Raw genomic sequence first — 18,480 nt, forward strand, 5'->3', positions numbered from 1 at the left:
TGCAAGTTCTGCAAGTGACACGGCTTTAAAAGCGCATGTTTTCTTGCTTATGGATGATACAAATGAATATGAAAAAAATGAATATAGCTATTTTAAAGAAATAATTAATTTACACTTTGAGGGGAATTTCATATCGTATAACAGCCATTATGTTAAATGAGGCAGATTTATTGAATCAAATATTAACTAAACTAATCATCATCAAAAGGGCTTTCAGCACCAAAACTATTTATACAAGCTTTGGATGTATATAGAAGCCCACCTCCTGAAGAATGAATGCTGACCAAGAAGTCTTTTGTTTCGAAAATTTCAGGAGGGGGTATAAGGTATATTTTTTCTTGAACTACAAATATGTAGACTAAGTTAAGTAAAAAAAGTGCGCTAGCTGAGTCTAATAGATTTTTTAAGTTCGCGAGATTTCTCTTAATCTCACGATCATGCTTAATTTTATTATGGTGATTCCACCATAAAATTGTTTCATCGCTATCTATCTTATCAAATGGAGTGAATTTTAAAGATGTATATTTAATTTTTACGTCAGACTTTAAGAGAAATAGACTTTGTAGTTGTGTTTCATCTTTATAGTATTCACGAAAATCTCTAAAGTTGAATGAATTACCAATATTAGATGTACAAGCTTTAAAAATAGCTTCAATTTCTGAACAAATTGTAAGATACAAATTCATAATTTCTATAGAAAAAGTTTCATTGTTTCTAATGTCAAAATCTACGTGAGTACTAAATTCTTTTAGTTTTTTTTTCTATATGTAGAAATCTATTCCAGTAGTTATCATGCATATGTATCCCCCTAAAGATATTATCCAAAATTGAAAAAAACTTTAACAATGATAACTTAAACTAAGATAATGGATGTTATACAAAGTTTCTTAACTTGTTCATGTAATTCATATTCTTAACTTGAAATGAACAACCCAAATATGATCATTTGAACTTTTTTACAATTTCTATGTTTTGAGATCGCTTATCGATCAATTTTCCACAGCTTTGTGTAGATAAATTAATTTAGCTCAGTTGTAATTATTTGAGCTAAAAATAGGGTATTTATTTCATTCATCAGTTGCTAGTAACAAATAATTCCAAAAAAACCGAGTTATTAAACTCGGTCTTATTTATTAATATGCAACGTATCAAGGCACTAGAATTTTCAATTCACGTAAAATTTTACACAATTGAATCATCGGCATGCCCATCAACGTGGTTTGGTCTTGCCCAATCATTTCTTCAAATAAGCTGATGCCCAAACTTTCGCATTTGAAACTTCCAGCACACTGTAAAGGTTGTTCAAGTGCGACATAACGCTGAATTTCTTCCAGATTCAAATGCCTAAATTTGACCTTATAATGTTCAACAATGGTTTCTTCAAACCCAGATGAAGCGTGTTGAACACTCAATGCCGAACTGAAATAAACAATTTTTCCTGAATTTGCTTGAAGTTGTTTGATTGCTTTTTCAGGAGATAAAGGTTTTCCAATAAATATGTCAGGTGCGCCTTCACGCCAAGCCACCTGATCAGAACCGATAACGATCGCATCTGGATCTTTCTCAGCAAAATATTTTGCTTTTTCATATGCGAGTCGATAGGCAAGATCATCGGCATGGCTTTCCCCACGCGGAGTCTCATCGATATCGGGTGATATTTGTTCAAAATCGATATGTAATCGATTAAGTAGTTCCTTACGTGTTTGACTGCCAGAAGCTAAAATAATTCTTGCTGACGTTGAAGCAACATGATGATTCATTACACTGAGAATTCCATTAAAATGTCGATCGGGACATAAGCAAGTACTGATTGATGACAAGCCTGAAGTTTTAAATTCGGTGCCATATCATTCTGATAAGCTTCAACCCAGCGCGTCACACAAATACACCAGAAATCACCAGGCTTTAAACCGGGAAAACCAACTTCGGGTAGTGGTGTTGTCAAATCATTCCCAATTCGTTGCGAGAAACTTAAGAATTCAGACGTCATTTCGGCACAGACTGTATGTTGACCTAAATCAGAGGGCGCAGTGTGGCAAAAACCATTTCTGAAATATCCTGTAATAGGATCAAAACAACAACTGGCGAGCGGTTCGCCGAAAACATTTAAACGATTAATACTTGGATCTGGATGGATAGACATAGCAACACTTTGTGGTTCGACTCCATCTATCATAATCAAATCTAAAGATTTCTACAGCTTTTCTGAAATTTTACTCACCTTTTTTAGCATAATCATTTAGAATCTATGCGGTTTTGATATCTATAAAGTGAGCTATACATGAACTTTCAGCGTATGACTGACCTCGATTTAGCAGGTAAACGTGTTCTGATCCGTGAAGACTTAAACGTTCCTGTTAAAAATGGTGTGATTACGAGTGATGCACGTTTACGCGCTGCATTACCAACAATTAAAGCCGCTCTTGAAAAAGGCGCAGCAGTAATGGTTTATTCTCACCTTGGTCGTCCAGTTGAAGGTGAGCCTAAAGCTGAACAATCACTTGCACCTGTTGCTGCCTACTTAACTGAAGCATTGGGTCAAGAAGTTAAATTACTCACTGAATATTTGGATGGTGTTGAAGTTGCACCAGGCCAAGTTGTGTTACTTGAAAACTGTCGCTTTAACACAGGCGAAAAGAAAAATAATCCAGAGTTGGCAGCAAAATATGCAGCACTTTGTGATGTGTTTGTGATGGATGCATTTGGTACTGCACATCGTGCAGAAGCATCAACAGAAGGTGTGGCTCGTCTTGCTAAAGTTGCAGCAGCAGGTCCATTACTTGCCGCTGAATTAGATGCACTTGGTCGTGCGCTTCAGACGCCTGAAAAACCAATGGTTGCTATTGTAGCGGGTTCAAAAGTATCGACTAAACTAGATGTTTTAACATCGTTATCAGTTATTTGTGATCAGCTCATTGTCGGTGGTGGTATAGCGAATACATTCTTAGCAGCTGCGGGCTATAACGTTGGTAAATCACTTTGTGAAAATGACTTAATCGATACAGCTAAAGCAATTGCTGCGAAAGTATCGGTTCCATTGCCAACAGATGTTGTTGTTGCTGACGCATCAGAAATTAACTTTGATGACTTCCTTGGCTCATTAGCGGCAGCAAAAGCCGTAGTGAAAAAAGTTGAAGATGTTGCTGACAATGACATGATTCTTGATGTTGGTCCAGAAACAGCTCAAGCATTTGCTGAAATTTTAAAAACTTCAAAAACAATTCTTTGGAATGGTCCAGTAGGCGTATTTGAGGTTGATCAATTTGGTGAGGGCACGAAAGCGCTATCTTTAGCGATTGCAGAATCTGAAGGTTTCTCTATCGCCGGTGGTGGTGATACTTTAGCTGCGATTGATAAGTATGAAGTTGCTGACAAAATTGGTTATATCTCAACGGGTGGTGGTGCTTTCCTTGAATTTGTAGAAGGCAAGACATTACCAGCAGTCGCTGTTCTACTTGAACGCGCTTAATTGGATTTAAGAAAAAAGACCTTCTAAAAAGGTCTTTTTTTATGACTAATTTTCGTCATGAAAATGAAATAATTTTGAAATATTATGATCATAATCTGATTTATCATGCGGAATAACATCATGAAATTACAATTAGGCGTAATTGCACTATTGGCTGCTACTCTTGCTATGACGGCTTGTTCTAAACAAGAAAGTGCACCAGCTGCAGATCAAACATCAACATCAGAAGTTGCTGTTGAAGCATCAGATATTAGTGCTGAACAACAAGCGGCTATCGATGCTATTGATCAGCCATTACAAGATGAAAATAATACTGATGTTCCTGAAGAAGTTGCAAATGCACCTGCTGATCAAGCAACGGCGGAGTGATTTCGTACATCAATCAGTACTAAATCGAAAATCTCCCTGCAATTGCAGGGATTTTTTATGAAATACTGTCAATTGTTGCTGAATTGAAACACAGGTCAGGTTAGAATATGGAGCATTACCTGGGAGGAAATTATGGCTCTTATTTCAATGCGCCAGCTCTTGGATCACGCCGCAGAACATAGTTACGGCGTACCAGCGTTTAACGTAAACAACTTAGAACAAATGCGCGCGATTATGTTAGCCGCAGATGAAACAAATTCACCTGTTATTGTTCAAGCATCTGCTGGTGCTCGTAAATATGCTGGTGCTCCATTCTTACGCCATCTTATTTTGGCTGCAATCGAAGAATGGCCACACATTCCAGTTGTGATGCACCAAGACCATGGTACTGATCCTGACGTTTGCCAACGCTCAATCCAATTAGGCTTTTCATCAGTAATGATGGATGGTTCATTAGGTGCAGATGGTAAAACACCAACAACTTATGATTACAACGTAGATGTAACTCGTCGTGTTGTTCAAATGGCACATGCGTGTGGTGTATCTGTAGAAGGTGAGATTGGTTGCCTAGGTAGCCTTGAAACTGGTCTGGCTGGTGAAGAGGATGGTGTTGGCGCTGAAGGTGTTCTAGATCATTCACAACTGCTTACTTCGGTTGAAGAGGCGACTCAATTTGTCGCTGATACTAACGTTGATGCGTTAGCAATTGCAGTTGGTACTTCACACGGCGCTTATAAATTTACGCGTCCACCTACAGGTGATATTTTAGCGATCGATCGTATTAAAGAGATCCACGCTGCACTTCCAAATACTCATCTTGTAATGCATGGTTCAAGTTCAGTTCCACAAGAATGGTTAGCGATTATTAACCAATACGGTGGTGACATCAAAGAAACTTATGGTGTTCCTGTTGAGCAGTTGGTTGAAGCAATTAAACACGGTGTACGTAAAATCAATATCGACACTGACTTACGTTTAGCTTCAACAGGTGCTATGCGTCGTATGATGGCTGAAAAACCAAGCGAATTTGATCCACGTAAATTCTTTGCTCAAACTGTTGAAGCAATGAAGCAAATCTGTGTAGATCGTTATACTGCATTTGGTACAGCAGGTCATGCTGACAAGATTCGCCCTATTTCTTTAGAGAAAATGGTAGATCGTTATAAATAATTAATAAAATTATTTATAATTTTAAAAGCCCACAGTGATTGTGGGCTTTTTCTTGAATAAAAAAACAAGAGCAAATTATGGAACTGATTTTTTCAGCAGCTTTGTGCAGCGTACTAGTATCGATTTTATTGAAGTTTAGTAAGTCTCGTGGATTTGATGTCATGCAAATGATTGCATGGAATTATGCTATCGCCACGATACTCTGTTTTTTTTGGTTTAAGCCAGACCTCAACCAAATATCATTAACCTCCACACCTTGGTGGCTTATTGGGTTGTTGGGGATAGCATTACCCTCAATATTCTTGCTGCTCTCCAAATCACTTGATCAAGCTGGAATTATCAGAACTGAAATCGCGCAAAGATTATCCGTTGTTCTTTCATTGTTGGCAGCCTATTTTCTTTTCCAAGAAAAATTTAGCACCCTGAAATTGATTGGTATTGCATTGGGTTTGAGTGCAATTGTTTTGATCATTTTTTCTAAAACATCGAAACCAACATTGCAAACAAAAAAAGCAGGAATGTATTTGCTCGCAGTTTGGCTTGGCTATGCACTCGTAGATGTTCTGTTAAAATACAGTACAAGTTTAGGGTTAAAATTTGCAGTCAGTTTAAACTTGATGTTTGTGTTTGCTTTCATTATTTCCATGGGATATTTGTCCCTGCGTCAAACATCATGGACAGTGCAAAATTTTCTTGCTGGACTAAGTTTAGGTGTATTGAATTTTGCCAATATTGCACTTTATGTGAAAGCACATATGTTGTTAAAGGATTCACCTGCAATCGTATTCGCTGGTATGAATATTCTAGTCGTAGTGTTAGGTGTGATCGCAGGTATATTAGTTTTTAAAGAAAAAATAACCCTAAAAAACAGCTTAGGTATTCTGTTAGCGATCACAGGAGTGTTGTGTTTAGCATTCGCAATTTAACTGTGAACTTGCATACACTCTGTTTAATCATATAGTCGATAGATTCCACTAAAGCGCTCACAGCCTGTTTGCTCAGTTGAGACAATCAGTAATGATTTTTGATATTTGAGTTTGTACTGACAATCATGCTCATTATCAGTAATTTCGTGTTTGCTTTGAGTGGTTGTATAAGCCAATAATGGGATGGTCTGGGTTTCTATGCGATTATTAGGGCTACGATAAGCAATACCTTCAATTTTGACGCGATCCTTGCTTAATTGATGAATCTTAAGGTGTACAGGTTGCGCTGCAATTTTACCTTGTTCAAACTTGATGTAATGCTGAGTAAGCGTTTGATTCATTGACATGTAAAAGTTTAAATCATCAATGCGTTGATTGATTTGTAATGACGCACAATTTTTATTTTTACACTGCTGCAGTCGATTCAGCCAAAGCTGTTGTGTATCTTGAATTAATCGAGTTGGAGCATCGGTAACTAAGTAGGATGTTAAAAAGCGTTCATTCAATTCATCTCTCAAAGATGAAAAATCAACAGCACAAATCATGGAATTTTTAAAACTTGATTGAGGCTTATCGCATTGAATAAGTTGTGCCTGTGCGACAGAAACACTGCTTAATCCAATGAAAAAGATAGAAATTAAAGGTTTCATCCAACTTGATACGCTTTTTGACAACATCATCGCTTATACTTTCAAATGTTTGCGCATCTACTATAGCGAACAAGAATCAAAGAATACAAGATTTCATTTTCAAAAACTGTGTAAAGGAGTTCAATGTGAGCTTAGCTATTCGTATAGGTCAAGGTATTGATGTTCATGCTTTTGAGGAAGGCGATTATGTCACATTGGCTGGTATTCGTATTCCGCATACACATGGTTTGAAAGCACACTCTGATGGAGATGTAGTTTTACATGCACTTTGTGATGCATTGTTGGGTGCTTTAGCGCTCGGTGATATTGGACAGCACTTTCCAGATACTGATGAACAGTTCAAAGGCGCGGACAGTAAGGTTTTATTAAAGCATGTTTATCAGTTGATATTGGATCGTGGTTATCAACTGAATAACGTGGATATTACAGTGGCTTGTGAGCGTCCAAAATTAGCGAAACATAATTTGGATATGCGTCAAAGTATTGCAGATGTACTTGATGTGGATATCAATCAGATTAGTATTAAAGCCACTACCACTGAAAAATTAGGGTTTACTGGTCGTCAGGAAGGAATCCTGTCTACAGCGACCGTATTAATTAGTCATCAATGAGCAATTTCGATCATTCAAAGTTTTGCGCTTTCATCAAAGAGGCTTGCAGTTCTTGAGTAGCTTTACGTCCTTGCAACTGTAAGCCGACCGCGTGCATTAAGCCAGTCCAAGTGTTGTTGGGTTCCCATACTTGGTGTAATAGCTCATGTGCAGTAGGTAAATCCATATTCATATAATGTAGTCGGTACAGATAGATTAATGAACTACATTGATGATTTTTGGTGCAATGTATCCAGACCATTTTCTCTTTAACGAGATGATCGATCAGATCGAGTACAAATAAACATTGATCATCATGTGGAAATTCTGGATCAATAGGGACTTGGATGTAGTTAAGACCAATTTCAGCACTTACGCGATCTTCATGATTTAAATTCGGTGTAGCATCAGTAAAAGCGAGATTAATGATGGTATCGATACCATAAGCTTTAATCGATTTAAGTTGTTCTTCGTTTGGCTGACCTGAGCTAAACAAATGCTCATGAACAAATTGAAAATGGGGGATTGAGCTAAGTTCTTTTTCGAGTTGATCCATGATTTAACCTTATAAAAAACGCCATCGTGTGATGGCGTTTTATCTGATTAACGTTGTGGTAGAACGTCTTTCAAAGCTGCATCCATTTCCAACAAAACTTTTTCAGTTGTTTCCCAATCGATGCATCCATCTGTAACAGACTTACCATACTCTAAATCGCAAAGATTTGCAGGAATATCTTGGCGGCCACCTTTTAAATGACTTTCAACCATAATACCTACGATCGATTTATTGCCATCTAAAATTTGTTCAGTGATATTTTTTAGAACCAATGGCTGAAGGTATGGGTCTTTATTAGAATTGGCATGACTCGCATCAATCATGATCTTGTTGCTTACTTTTGCTTTCGCCAATGCATTTTCAGCTTCTGCTACAGAGCCAGCATCATAATTCGGTTTGCCATTACCACCACGCAACACAACATGGGCATATTGGTTGCCTTTAGTACGAATGACCGAAACTTGACCTTGGTCATTTAAGCCAAGGAAACTATGACCATGTTTTACAGATTGCATCGCATTGGTCGCAACAGTGAGACCGCCATCCGTACCATTTTTAAAGCCAACTGGAGATGATAAACCTGAAGACATCTCTCGGTGTGTTTGGCTCTCTGTTGTACGTGCACCGATTGCTGACCAAGAAATTAAGTCTTGGTAGTACTGTGGAGAGTTTGGATCAAGCGCTTCAGTTGCGCATGGCAGACCTTTCTCATTGAGTTCAAGCAATAATTTACGGCCTAAACGTAAACCTTTTTCAATGTTGAAAGAGTCATTCATGTCAGGGTCATTAATTAAGCCCTTCCAACCCACTGTTGTACGAGGCTTCTCGAAATACACACGCATGATGATATAAAGCGTGTCTTTCACTTTTTCGCTTAAGACTTTTAAACGATCAGCATAATCATGAGCTGCTGCAGGATCGTGAATAGAGCACGGTCCAATGACTACGAATAAACGTTTGTCGTTGCCATCTAAGATATTACGTACAGTTTCACGACCTTTTAGGACTGTTTGGTATGCATTATCAGTTAACGGTAATTCTGTTTTTAATTCAGCAGGAGTAACAAGAGGCTGAATGCTTTGTACATTCACGTCATCAATGTCGTTTTGGGTGATAGAATTTGACTGTAAAGTATTCATTGCCGTCACTGGTTCGTTTTTACAAGAAAATGTTCAATCTATTGAATATAGCATGATTCAGTAGATCATTTGTTATCAAAAAGTTGAATGGATTTAATAAAAAAAAGTAATGAAATTGTCTTTTTGGTATTAATCAGAGTTTCTACTTGTATTGTATAGAATGATTTAATTTTTGAAAATTATTAAATTGAATAAATCATTTAATTTCACCTCAGTGAATTATACAGCTTCACTGAGGTTACAGTTTGAACATGATATTAATTAAGACTGGGCTTGAGTTGAGGTTTCAATAACTGCCTCAGGTGCGGTCACAGGTTTCGCTTTGACTGGATTAAGCATGAAGTTAACACCAATGGCAAATAAGGTGATGCCCAGTACCTTGCGAATAATTTTTTCAGGTAAATGGGAGCTCACCAGCGTACCAACGATGATTGCAGGAATCGATCCGACTAAAAGCCACATTAATAAATTGAAATCCACATTACCTGAATTCATATGCCCCATACCTGCCACGAGCGTCAGTAAAACTGCATGTACAACGTCAGAACCAATAATTCTAATCATAGGTAAATTAGGGAACATGATGATCAGCGCCATAATGCCGAATGCACCCGCGCCAACTGAAGATAAGGTCACAAAAATACCCAGTACAATACCCATTAAAGCTATATATAAACGCTTCTGCTTTAATTTTTCTCGAGTTAATTCAACTTCCTGTTCAGTAACTTCTTTGGAAAATTTTTTGAAGAATTTTTCTACCTGTGTACGGAATACAATTGAAATACCAGTAATGGTCAGCATAAAGCCTAAGACCATCGTGAGAATGGCTTTGTAATGTGTGGATTGACTCAAATAGTTGTCTAAAACCCAAGTTGTGGCTAAAGAGGCTGGAATACTTCCGATCGCGAGCCAAATGACGATAGGCCAAACAATATTAAGTTTTTTTGCATGTACAAAAGAGCCGCAAAACTTAGAAATCGCGGCATAAAGTAGATCTGTACCAATCGCAATATGTGGTTCAATTTTAAATAAACCAATCAAGATAGGGGTCATAAGTGAGCCACCACCCACGCCAGTGACCCCTACACAGAAACCAACTAAAACACCTGCTAAAATATATTCAATAGAACCGTGCATCGTTTGTGCTACTTATCAGAAAACCGGCATATCTTATGATTTTTGAATATAAGCTGTTGTCTTGATTATTCATTTACTTATTCAAAAATAAGATAAAGCATTACTAAGTTAAGATATTTCAAGAACTCAGTCTGTTATGAGATGCTTATGTTAAGATACTTGTAGAGCATGAAAGAGGATATTCATTTGCAAAATCGAAAACTTAAAATTGGCATTGTGGTTGGTGAAGTTTCAGGTGATACCTTAGGCGCCAAATTAATACGTCGTTTTCGAGAGCAGGGAATTGATGCTGAATTTGAAGGAATTGGCGGTCCTCAAATGATTGCAGAGGGTTTTAAAAACTATTATGCGATGGATATTCTATCGGTGATGGGAATTGTTGAAGTATTAAAAGATATTAAAAAACTTTTTGCGGTTCGAGATGGCTTGGTTGATCAATGGACTAAACAACCTGTTGATATTTTTATAGGGATAGACGCACCAGATTTTAACTTACGCTTAGCAAAAAAAATAAAGCAAAAATCGTTGCCAATTAAGACTGTTCAATATGTGAGTCCTTCAGTTTGGGCATGGCGTCAAGGTCGTGTTCATGGGATTAAAGCCACAATTGACTTGGTACTTTGTCTATTTCCATTCGAAAAAACTTTTTATGATCGATTTAATGTGCCAGCGGTATTCGTTGGACATCCTCTCGCTAATCAACTACCGCTGGAAAATCCTATACTCGATGCAAAGCAGGCGCTTGGTTTAAATCCTGCACAAAAACATATCGCATTACTGCCTGGAAGTCGTCGTGGTGAAGTTGATAAGTTAGGACCGCTTGTATTAGATGCAGCAAAGATTGTCCATCAAAAATATCCTGAGTATCAATTTTTAATTCCAGCCATCAATGAGGCTCGTAAACAACAAATTGAGCAGATCCTAATAGGTTACCCAGATAGGTTCAGAGATAATATCAAGTTAATGGAAAATATTGACGCGGAATCTAAAATAGGTCGGATGGTCATGGATGCCAGTGATATTGTGGCGTTGGCATCGGGTACAGCAACACTTGAGGCGATGTTATTGCATCGTCCGATGGTGACTTTTTATAAATTAAACAGTTTGACCTACTGGATTGCGAAACTTTTAGTAAAAATTCCTTATTATTCTTTACCTAATATTATTGCAGGAAAAAAAGTAATTCAGGAGTTAATCCAGAATGATGCAACTCCAGAAAACTTAGCACATGAGATTGAGTTGTTGATGAATATCGAAAACTCAAAAATACAATCTATGCAATTGTTGACGATGCACAAGCAATTATTGTCGGATCAAAATGAAGATCCAGTGCAAGCGATTTTAAAATTATTATAGGTTGATATTATTAAAGTGAAAAATCCAACATTCGATAATTTAATTGAATTAACTGAAGATTTTTTCAAATTACATTGGGATGAAATACAATTGGGAACGCCTCCAATTTGGTCAGAGGCATTCTCAGATTTCATAAGAATGCCAAATTACTTAAAAGCTGGTGTATATGCTTTCTTAAAAGATAAGGAAGTTACATATATTGGTGTGGGGGCATCTAAAGGAGGTGGAATTTATCCTGACAGAGGTTTAAGTAGAAGATTTCAATCGTATGTTAAAGTCGATAAGGAAAGTAAAAAACCATATATTGTTGATCAAAGATTAAAAGATTCAGGGACAGTTGTTACGATTGGATTCGAATCACAATATGCCTACCTGGCATATGGATTGGAGGCATTCTTGATTTCACGTTTGAATCCTATTCATAATAAAATTGGTAGAAGAAACAGAGCATAAAGTTGTATTTTTTGTTTTATTAAAACCAAAAGCGACTCAATTGAGTCGCTTTTTTAAGTATATTAATTAAGTTCGAATCTTAATTTCATAACCCGTATATTTGCGTATATTGATTACACCTGTGTCCATAATCAGATATTGTCCTTTGATACCGTGCAGTTTTCCACGTATGACTGGCGTTTTGTCTAAGTTATGCGATTTAATTTTTTCAGGATATTGATCGACAGGATAAATGAATTCACGAGGAAGTTCGTTTTCTAAAATTTGTACATTTTCATTGAAATCTAGGCTCATGCTGAACTCATCTCGAATGGTTTCAATTTGAGGTTCAAACTCCGTGAGCAATTCATCTCTGATCTCTAACAAATTTACCTTTTCCGCTTCACCTTTCAGCAATTTTCTCCAGTCTGTTTTATCAGCGACTTGCGCACCAAACATGACTTCAAGTTGTCCTGATAACCGACGAGAGCCCACTTTCATAATAGGTAAAGCTTGGGTAGCCCCTTGATCTAGCCAACGTGTGGGCATTTGACCTAAACGGGTAATGCCAACCTTTAATGCACTTGAATTGGCAAGATAGACAATATGGGGTTGAAAGCATACTTCTTGAGCAAAGCTTTCTTCACGACAAGTCCCTAAATGGTAATGGCATGTTTCTGGCTTCATAATACACATATCACAGGCTGCTTTCGTTTTCATGCATTTAAAGCAGTGACCTTGGGAGTATGATTTTGGTGTTTTATTCCCACAGGAAACACAGTAAATTTTGCCGGTCCATTCAATTTCAATTTCTTGACCTAAGTTGAACGGGAGATTGATTTCTGAACGATCTAAAATAAATTTATATTCAACATTTGCCTGTTGTGTTTGTTGTTCAGTTACACTTAGGTTGGTTAAACCAGCGTGCATTTTATGACAAATGCCCTGTAATTCCATGCTTTAATCTCACTCAAATAAGGTGCAGCTCATGGCTGAGAAAAATGTCATCACGTCAATGCTAGACGATTTATCTAAAGAACAGCCAATTCAAACTGCCGTATGTCTTGGTCAGGATCTCAGCCAAGACTATGCACAAACAATCCAATGGAATCATTTTAACGTAACTGAATTTTTAATGCTTCCTTTTCAGCAACGCTATGATCTAGGTGTTGTGATTTTAAATAATGAACAGATGGATACACTATCAACCCATCATAAATCACAAATGCTGGTAAAACTGCGTGATTTAATGGCAAAAAGAATCGTCGTGTTGAGTCATATTGCAGATGAACAATTATTAAGAAGTCTGGGATTCACGCAGCTCATTGAGCAAAAAAATACAGAGCAAGATTTCGCCTTATGGCAATTCAATATTTTGAATTATAAGCATGTGCCAGATTGGTTTAATTCTAAGTTTTGGGCTAATCCAGAAAATTGGAATAAGTTTCGATGGTAATGGCAAACTTTGAGTTTATCAAAACACAACAATTTCAATGTACAAAGCCATGTTTTTAACGATATGCTGATCAATGAAAATAAGAATGTAAAGGTGTCTTGATGACAAATTTAAGTAATATCGTTGAAGTTTTAGCGAAACAGGCTTTAGGCGGTAATCCACAATCTAATCAATCGGGATTGGGTGGTGTACTTGGTTCGGTACTCGGGAGTTTAACGGGACAAAATAATCAGACCAATCAAAACCAACAACAAGGTGGATTGGGAGGGATTTTGGGATCTGTACTTGGTGGTTTATCGGGTAGTCAATCTGGTGGTGTAGGCAAATCATCAGGTCTAAACGCTCAAACCTTATTAATCGCAGTAGTTCCTTTAATTCTCAATTGGATTCAAAAAAATGGCGGTTTGCAAGGTGCACTTGATCAACTGAAAGGTCAGGGTCTGACGAGTCAAGTGGATGATTGGGTTTCAACTGGTCCTGGCGAAAATGCCAATGTCAGCACGCAACAGGTTCAAAATTTATTTGATCAGCAAGATGTAGAGCAAGTTGCACAAGAAGCGCAAGTTCCTAAACAGGATGTATACAGTGCGATTTCTTCAGTCTTACCACAAATTATTGATTCGCTTACACCTCAAGCAAATAAGACCGATCCACAAGAAGCGAATTCAGATATACAAAATGTGTTGAATCTTGTATCAGGATTTTTAAAGAAATAAAGTGAAATTAATTTGAGTTAAAAGCCGGATGTGACATACATTCGGCTTTTTTTATGCAATCGATCAAAGGATGTATGTGGAATAAAATTTAAACGATTGATATATTTCATAAAGAAGCATAGGACATGCTGAATAAAACAAAAATCATTGAGGGAGAAATTCATGATCCGTAAGGAGCATTTAATCACTGCTTCGTTGTCCTCGATTAAGGCAACCTATCAACAACTTTCATCCGCGCCACTTGCCATGAGACGAGGAGAATATAAGGCTCAGTTTATTGGTCCTTGGTGGTTAAGAGTGTCTGCAGCACCGAGTTTATTTTTAAGTGGATTGGGGGGATGGTTTGGGAAAAAATTCATCAATCAAAATTTAGTCACTAATATTTTACTCAATCGCGGGCAGAGAAGTGAAAAGCTTCAAATGGAGTGTCTAGAAGAGGCGTCTTTGATTGATGGAAAACAAACGATCGCCTTGTATTATGGCAAGACAGCACCAATTCCATGGCGTTGGGTGGTTGATGAGTTAAGACAGCTTGATGAACATACGATGTTATGTATGACTATCATTAATCTTCCTTTTTTAAAGCATTTTTCATTTCCATTTATTCTAAGTCGTGATGTATGAAATCAAAATTTGAATATGATGTCATTATTGTAGGTTCAGGCTTTGGTGGAAGTGTAGCTGCGCTAAGATTGTCTGAGCTTGGATTAAAAGTAGCTGTGCTAGAGCAGGGAAGAAGGCTCACTGAAGATGATTTACATCGAGCAAGTCGGAGTTCTAAATACTTAAATTGGGCACCGACGTTAGGGATGAAGGGTTTTCTTGCACAAGACGTATTCCAACATATGGGTGTGGTTCGAGGGGTTGCCGTTGGTGGTGGCAGTGTTGTTTATGCTGCTGTGTTGTTAAAACCAGGTCAAAAGTTTTATCGTGATCCAACTTGGAGTCATTTGTCAGAAGACTGGGAGAGGGAATTACAACCGCACTATCAGATGGCTCAGTCCATGCTAGGTGTAAGTTCAAATCCATATAAAGATCAGCAAGATGAGTGGTTAAAACAAACAGCAGAAAAAATGGGTTCTGGAGATAGTTTTGACACTGTACCACAGGGAATTTACTTTGGTGATCCTCATCATTGGGTGAGTGATCCACTTTTGAATGGTCAAGGTCCCGAACGAATAGGCTGTAATCAGTGCGGAAATTGTATAACGGGGTGTGCGCAGGGTGCGAAGAATAGTTTGGATAAAAACTATTTATATCTTGCAGAAAACAATGGAGTTGAGATTCTTCCAGAAACCAAAGTAACTCATCTTTCACATGTTGATGGAAAATATATCATTCATACATATCAGTCATTTAACTCCAAAGAAAAACAAGATTACTTTGCGAAACAGGTCATTCTATCCGCAGGTGTTATAGGAACTGTTGAAATTTTGTTTGCTTCAAGAGATGTGTATAAAACCTTACCGAATATTTCTGGTCAGTTAGGTGAACATATTCGAACCAATAGTGAGGCGATTGTTGCAATCTCTAATAATGATAAAACAATAGATTTAACGAGAGGGACGACCATTTCCAGTCATTTTCATGCAGATGACAAAACACATATTACTCAGAATCGATTTCCAGCAAGTTATGAGTTTATGAAGTTTTATATGGGACCACTGGTCAATGGCGATCAACCTGTAAAACGTGCACTCCATGTTTTAAAGCATTTTTTTCTGCACCCCTTTGTTTCAACTCGATCATGGCGTTCTAAAAACTGGCATAAACGTGTCACTGTATTAACCGTCATGCAACAGGCAGACAATCAAATACGATTTGTATATGGACGTACTGCACTCAGAGGTTTTAGGCGTTTTTTGAAAACGCAGGTTTCAGTTGGAGAAAGAGCGCCGTCTTTTATACCGTTAGCAAATGAAGCTGCAGAAAAATTTGCTGAAGTAAGTGGTGGTCAAGCACAGAATAATATATTGGAAAGTATGGGGCACTTATCTGTTACAGCGCATATATTGGGTGGTGCAGTTATGGCTGAGGATTCCTCTAAAGGTGTGATTGACTCTAATCATCAGGTTTTTGGCTATCAAGGCTTATATGTGGTTGATGGGAGTGCGATTCCTGTGAATGTTGGTGTTAATCCGAGTTTGACCATTACGGCATTAGCTGAGCGATTTGCAGAAAAATATAAAATTAGTCATTTCGATAAAGTGTCATAAATCCACCATCATAATGTCATATCTTCGTTGAATACTCTTGGTTTAAAAAAAGGAGTATTCAAATGAAGAACAAGATAAAAATAACAGGTCTTCTATTAACGACATCGTTATTGCTAAGTAGTTGTGGTGGAGATGACCAAAAATCTAATCCTAATATTACACAACCCTCAGAGTTGAAAATTCTTCATATTAATGACCATCACTCCCATTTAGATGGTGAAGAGCTTAGCTTTAATTTCGATTTAGGTCATGGTGAAGAACAACTAGTCGTTTCCCGTGGTGGATTTTCTCGTGTAGCAACATTTATGAATCTAATGGCAGAAAATCATCAGAATGTAGTGAAAATTCATGCTGGTGATGCGATAACAGGAGATTTGTATTACAACCTCTCAAATGGAAAAGCTGATGCTGAAATGATGAATACAGTGTGTTTTGATACTTTCACCTTGGGAAATCATGAATTTGATGCAAAAGATCAAGGCTTAAAAGATTTTATTGGTTTTTTAGACGAAGGACAGTGTAAAGAGCGAGCAGAGATTCTTTCTGCAAATGTTGAATTTGGGGTGAGTTCACCTTTATATCAGACAGATCGGATTCAAAAATCTATTGTTCTTGAGCGGGATGGGGAAAAATATGGGGTTGTGGGGCTCACCATTGCATCAAAAACTAAAAACTCCTCTCAACCAAATCAAGACACATTATTCCGAGATGAAATTACAGTAGCTCAAAATGAGATTAATCAACTCAAAAAACAGGGAATTAAAAAAATTATTTTACAAACACATGTAGGCTATGAACTTGATCAAAAATTAGCACAAGAACTTACGGATGTGGATGTGATAATTGGAGGCGACTCTCACACATTGTTTGGACCTCATATATTAGAAAAGTATGGTATGTCTCCTGTCGCTACCTACCCATTACAATTGAAAAATAAAAATGGCGAATCTGTTTGTGTTGCTCAAGCATGGCAATACAGTTATGTGGTTGGTGAACTTAACGTAAAATTTAATGCAGATGGTGCGGTTCAAAGTTGTGTGGGTAAACCGCATGTGTTAATTGGCGATGATTTTAAACGTAAGCAAAATAATGAAAGAGTCAGTGATCAAGAAAAAGAATATATAGAACATCAATTCGAAAAAGAACGAGCTCCTTTTTCTATTATTAAAGAAGATCAAAATATTTTGAGTGTCTTAGAGCCCTATAAGCAATCTAAAAAATTATTTGCAGTCAAAGTTGTTGGGCAGGCAGTTGATAATTTATGTTCAAGACGTGTGCCGGGAACTCAATTTGATCGCTCACGATCATCTTTAGGTGATGTGTGTAATTTAAATGCGCATGTCGATGCCCATGGTGGTGATATTCAACAAATGGTTGCCGAAGCATTTCTTAAACAAGGTAAAGAATATTTTAATGCTGATATTTCATTTCAAAATGCAGGTGGAGTAAGAGTTGATTTGGAGAAAGGAAATATCACTGTGGCGGATATTTACCAAGTCTTACCTTTTAAAAATACGCTCGTTCAACTGAATATGACTGGTCAAGAAATTAAAGATACGCTTGAAGATGCCATTTCAGGCGTGATTGAACAAAAAAATACTGGAAGTTATCCATATACGGCTGGATTAACTTGGCAAGTTGATATGACGCAGCCTAATGGGAAGCGTATTACAAATATTCAAGTCAGAAATAGGTCTGACCAGCTTCTGCCATTAGATTTAAATCAGTTATATAAAATTGTAACCATCAATTTTTTAGCTGATGGGGCTGATTACTATCATACATTGAAAAAAATTACAGGTGATCGTCGAATAGATGTTGGATTGGACTATGCAGAAGCATTCTTAAATTACTTAAATTCAATAGATGGTCATCAAGAAATAAAAACAATTCGAAAATTACCTACTTCATATTATAGTACTCAAAAATACATAGAATAAGATTTAGAGCTTTTTGATCTGAAAAACCTCAATTTAATTGGGGTTTTTTAATTTAATTAATCGTTTTTGTGTATTTTTTAGTGTAAAAAACATAAATTTGCTTAAAAAATAAACATGCATGAGTTTTTGTTTAAATAAGGGGTTGCAAGGGAGGAAAAAATCTATAGAATGCACCCCATACCGACGAGATACACGGAAACGAGCGAAGCAGATTGCTGAGTTGTTAAGTGTTTCGAGTCCAGCTTCTAGCATTGACGAGATGTTAGAAAGATCATTAAGAGATTATGAAGAACAACTTGTGTGGATTTTTACTGGTTGATTGATCGATATATATTATCATTGATGATTGGTAGAAATT

Annotated in this window: 20 protein-coding genes; 12 read left to right on the forward strand and 8 right to left on the reverse strand. The window is 37.1% G+C overall.

Annotated elements, in window-relative coordinates; translation table 11 throughout:
* Positions 1–191 precede the first annotated feature (191 nt).
* The 3 genes from AC1M9I_RS10245 to AC1M9I_RS10255 form a co-directional block, all read right to left on the reverse strand.
* Positions 192–686 carry a hypothetical protein gene (locus tag AC1M9I_RS10245; protein ID WP_481611006.1) on the reverse strand — a complete coding sequence of 165 codons (495 nt, stop codon included), beginning with the start codon at positions 684–686 and terminating at the stop codon, positions 192–194.
* A 462-nt stretch (positions 687–1,148) separates the two neighbouring features.
* A complete protein-coding gene (locus AC1M9I_RS10250) occupies positions 1,149–1,760 on the reverse strand; it encodes a Maf family protein (RefSeq protein WP_481611007.1) in 612 nt (203 codons plus the stop codon).
* Entirely contained in the window at positions 1,760–2,143 is a 384-nt protein-coding gene (locus tag AC1M9I_RS10255; RefSeq protein WP_035269188.1) for a DUF2237 family protein, read from the reverse strand. The genes AC1M9I_RS10250 and AC1M9I_RS10255 overlap by 1 nt, the downstream gene beginning before the upstream one ends.
* A gap of 138 nt (positions 2,144–2,281) precedes the next feature.
* On the opposite strand from AC1M9I_RS10255, the gene AC1M9I_RS10260 reads away from it, so the two are divergent.
* From AC1M9I_RS10260 to AC1M9I_RS10275, 4 genes are all read left to right on the forward strand, one after another.
* Positions 2,282–3,469, forward strand: a complete 1,188-nt coding sequence (locus tag AC1M9I_RS10260) for a phosphoglycerate kinase (RefSeq protein ID WP_481611008.1) — start codon at positions 2,282–2,284, stop codon at positions 3,467–3,469.
* A gap of 120 nt (positions 3,470–3,589) precedes the next feature.
* Positions 3,590–3,838: a hypothetical protein gene (locus AC1M9I_RS10265; RefSeq protein WP_035269170.1), complete on the forward strand. Its 249-nt coding sequence runs from the start codon at positions 3,590–3,592 to the stop codon at positions 3,836–3,838.
* A 132-nt stretch (positions 3,839–3,970) separates the two neighbouring features.
* Positions 3,971–5,008 carry a class II fructose-bisphosphate aldolase gene (gene fba, locus AC1M9I_RS10270; RefSeq protein WP_035269168.1) on the forward strand — a complete coding sequence of 346 codons (1,038 nt, stop codon included), beginning with the start codon at positions 3,971–3,973 and terminating at the stop codon, positions 5,006–5,008.
* Positions 5,009–5,085: 77 nt separating this feature from the next.
* Complete coding sequence (locus AC1M9I_RS10275) at positions 5,086–5,934, forward strand: DMT family transporter (RefSeq protein WP_092767820.1); 849 nt, start codon at positions 5,086–5,088, stop codon at positions 5,932–5,934.
* A 23-nt stretch (positions 5,935–5,957) separates the two neighbouring features.
* On the opposite strand, the gene AC1M9I_RS10280 is transcribed toward AC1M9I_RS10275, so the two are convergent.
* Positions 5,958–6,611: an A1S_1983 family putative colistin resistance protein gene (locus AC1M9I_RS10280; RefSeq protein ID WP_481611015.1), complete on the reverse strand. Its 654-nt coding sequence runs from the start codon at positions 6,609–6,611 to the stop codon at positions 5,958–5,960.
* Positions 6,612–6,709: 98 nt separating this feature from the next.
* Here AC1M9I_RS10280 and ispF point away from each other — a divergent pair, with 98 nt between their 5' ends.
* Positions 6,710–7,195 (forward strand): 2-C-methyl-D-erythritol 2,4-cyclodiphosphate synthase, encoded by a 486-nt coding sequence (ispF, locus tag AC1M9I_RS10285; RefSeq protein WP_481593696.1) that lies wholly within the window; start codon positions 6,710–6,712, stop codon positions 7,193–7,195.
* 10 nt (positions 7,196–7,205) lie between these two features.
* Here the strand turns inward: ispF and AC1M9I_RS10290 are convergent, their stop codons facing one another.
* From AC1M9I_RS10290 to AC1M9I_RS10300, 3 genes are all read right to left on the reverse strand, one after another.
* Positions 7,206–7,730, reverse strand: coding sequence for a protein-tyrosine phosphatase family protein (locus AC1M9I_RS10290; RefSeq protein WP_481593697.1), 525 nt, complete (start codon positions 7,728–7,730; stop codon positions 7,206–7,208).
* A gap of 47 nt (positions 7,731–7,777) precedes the next feature.
* Positions 7,778–8,869, reverse strand: a complete 1,092-nt coding sequence (locus tag AC1M9I_RS10295) for a 3-deoxy-7-phosphoheptulonate synthase (protein ID WP_051586615.1) — start codon at positions 8,867–8,869, stop codon at positions 7,778–7,780.
* 261 nt (positions 8,870–9,130) lie between these two features.
* On the reverse strand, positions 9,131–10,006 hold the full coding sequence (locus AC1M9I_RS10300) for a sulfite exporter TauE/SafE family protein (protein WP_481611009.1): 876 nt from the start codon (positions 10,004–10,006) through the stop codon (positions 9,131–9,133).
* A gap of 186 nt (positions 10,007–10,192) precedes the next feature.
* On the opposite strand from AC1M9I_RS10300, the gene lpxB reads away from it, so the two are divergent.
* Together lpxB and AC1M9I_RS10310 are read left to right on the forward strand one after the other, a co-directional pair.
* Complete coding sequence (lpxB, locus tag AC1M9I_RS10305) at positions 10,193–11,362, forward strand: lipid-A-disaccharide synthase (RefSeq protein WP_481593698.1); 1,170 nt, start codon at positions 10,193–10,195, stop codon at positions 11,360–11,362.
* Positions 11,363–11,377: 15 nt separating this feature from the next.
* Positions 11,378–11,815, forward strand: coding sequence for a GIY-YIG nuclease family protein (locus AC1M9I_RS10310; protein ID WP_481593699.1), 438 nt, complete (start codon positions 11,378–11,380; stop codon positions 11,813–11,815).
* 66 nt (positions 11,816–11,881) lie between these two features.
* Here the strand turns inward: AC1M9I_RS10310 and AC1M9I_RS10315 are convergent, their stop codons facing one another.
* Positions 11,882–12,751 (reverse strand): DUF2797 domain-containing protein, encoded by an 870-nt coding sequence (locus AC1M9I_RS10315; protein ID WP_481593700.1) that lies wholly within the window; start codon positions 12,749–12,751, stop codon positions 11,882–11,884.
* 31 nt (positions 12,752–12,782) lie between these two features.
* Between AC1M9I_RS10315 and AC1M9I_RS10320 the strand changes: the two genes are divergently transcribed.
* From AC1M9I_RS10320 to AC1M9I_RS10340, 5 genes are all read left to right on the forward strand, one after another.
* Complete coding sequence (locus AC1M9I_RS10320; RefSeq protein WP_092767830.1) at positions 12,783–13,250, forward strand: DUF6231 family protein; 468 nt, start codon at positions 12,783–12,785, stop codon at positions 13,248–13,250.
* A 101-nt stretch (positions 13,251–13,351) separates the two neighbouring features.
* Positions 13,352–13,966 carry a YidB family protein gene (locus AC1M9I_RS10325; RefSeq protein ID WP_481593701.1) on the forward strand — a complete coding sequence of 205 codons (615 nt, stop codon included), beginning with the start codon at positions 13,352–13,354 and terminating at the stop codon, positions 13,964–13,966.
* Positions 13,967–14,128: 162 nt separating this feature from the next.
* Entirely contained in the window at positions 14,129–14,590 is a 462-nt protein-coding gene (locus AC1M9I_RS10330; protein ID WP_481611010.1) for a hypothetical protein, read from the forward strand.
* Positions 14,587–16,182, forward strand: a complete 1,596-nt coding sequence (locus AC1M9I_RS10335) for an FAD-dependent oxidoreductase (protein ID WP_481611011.1) — start codon at positions 14,587–14,589, stop codon at positions 16,180–16,182. Before AC1M9I_RS10330 ends, AC1M9I_RS10335 begins: the two co-directional genes overlap by 4 nt.
* A 62-nt stretch (positions 16,183–16,244) precedes the next feature.
* Positions 16,245–18,122: a 5'-nucleotidase C-terminal domain-containing protein gene (locus AC1M9I_RS10340; protein WP_481611012.1), complete on the forward strand. Its 1,878-nt coding sequence runs from the start codon at positions 16,245–16,247 to the stop codon at positions 18,120–18,122.
* The last annotated feature ends 358 nt before the right edge of the window (positions 18,123–18,480 follow it).

Source organism: Acinetobacter sp. ANC_7553, assembly GCF_056779895.1.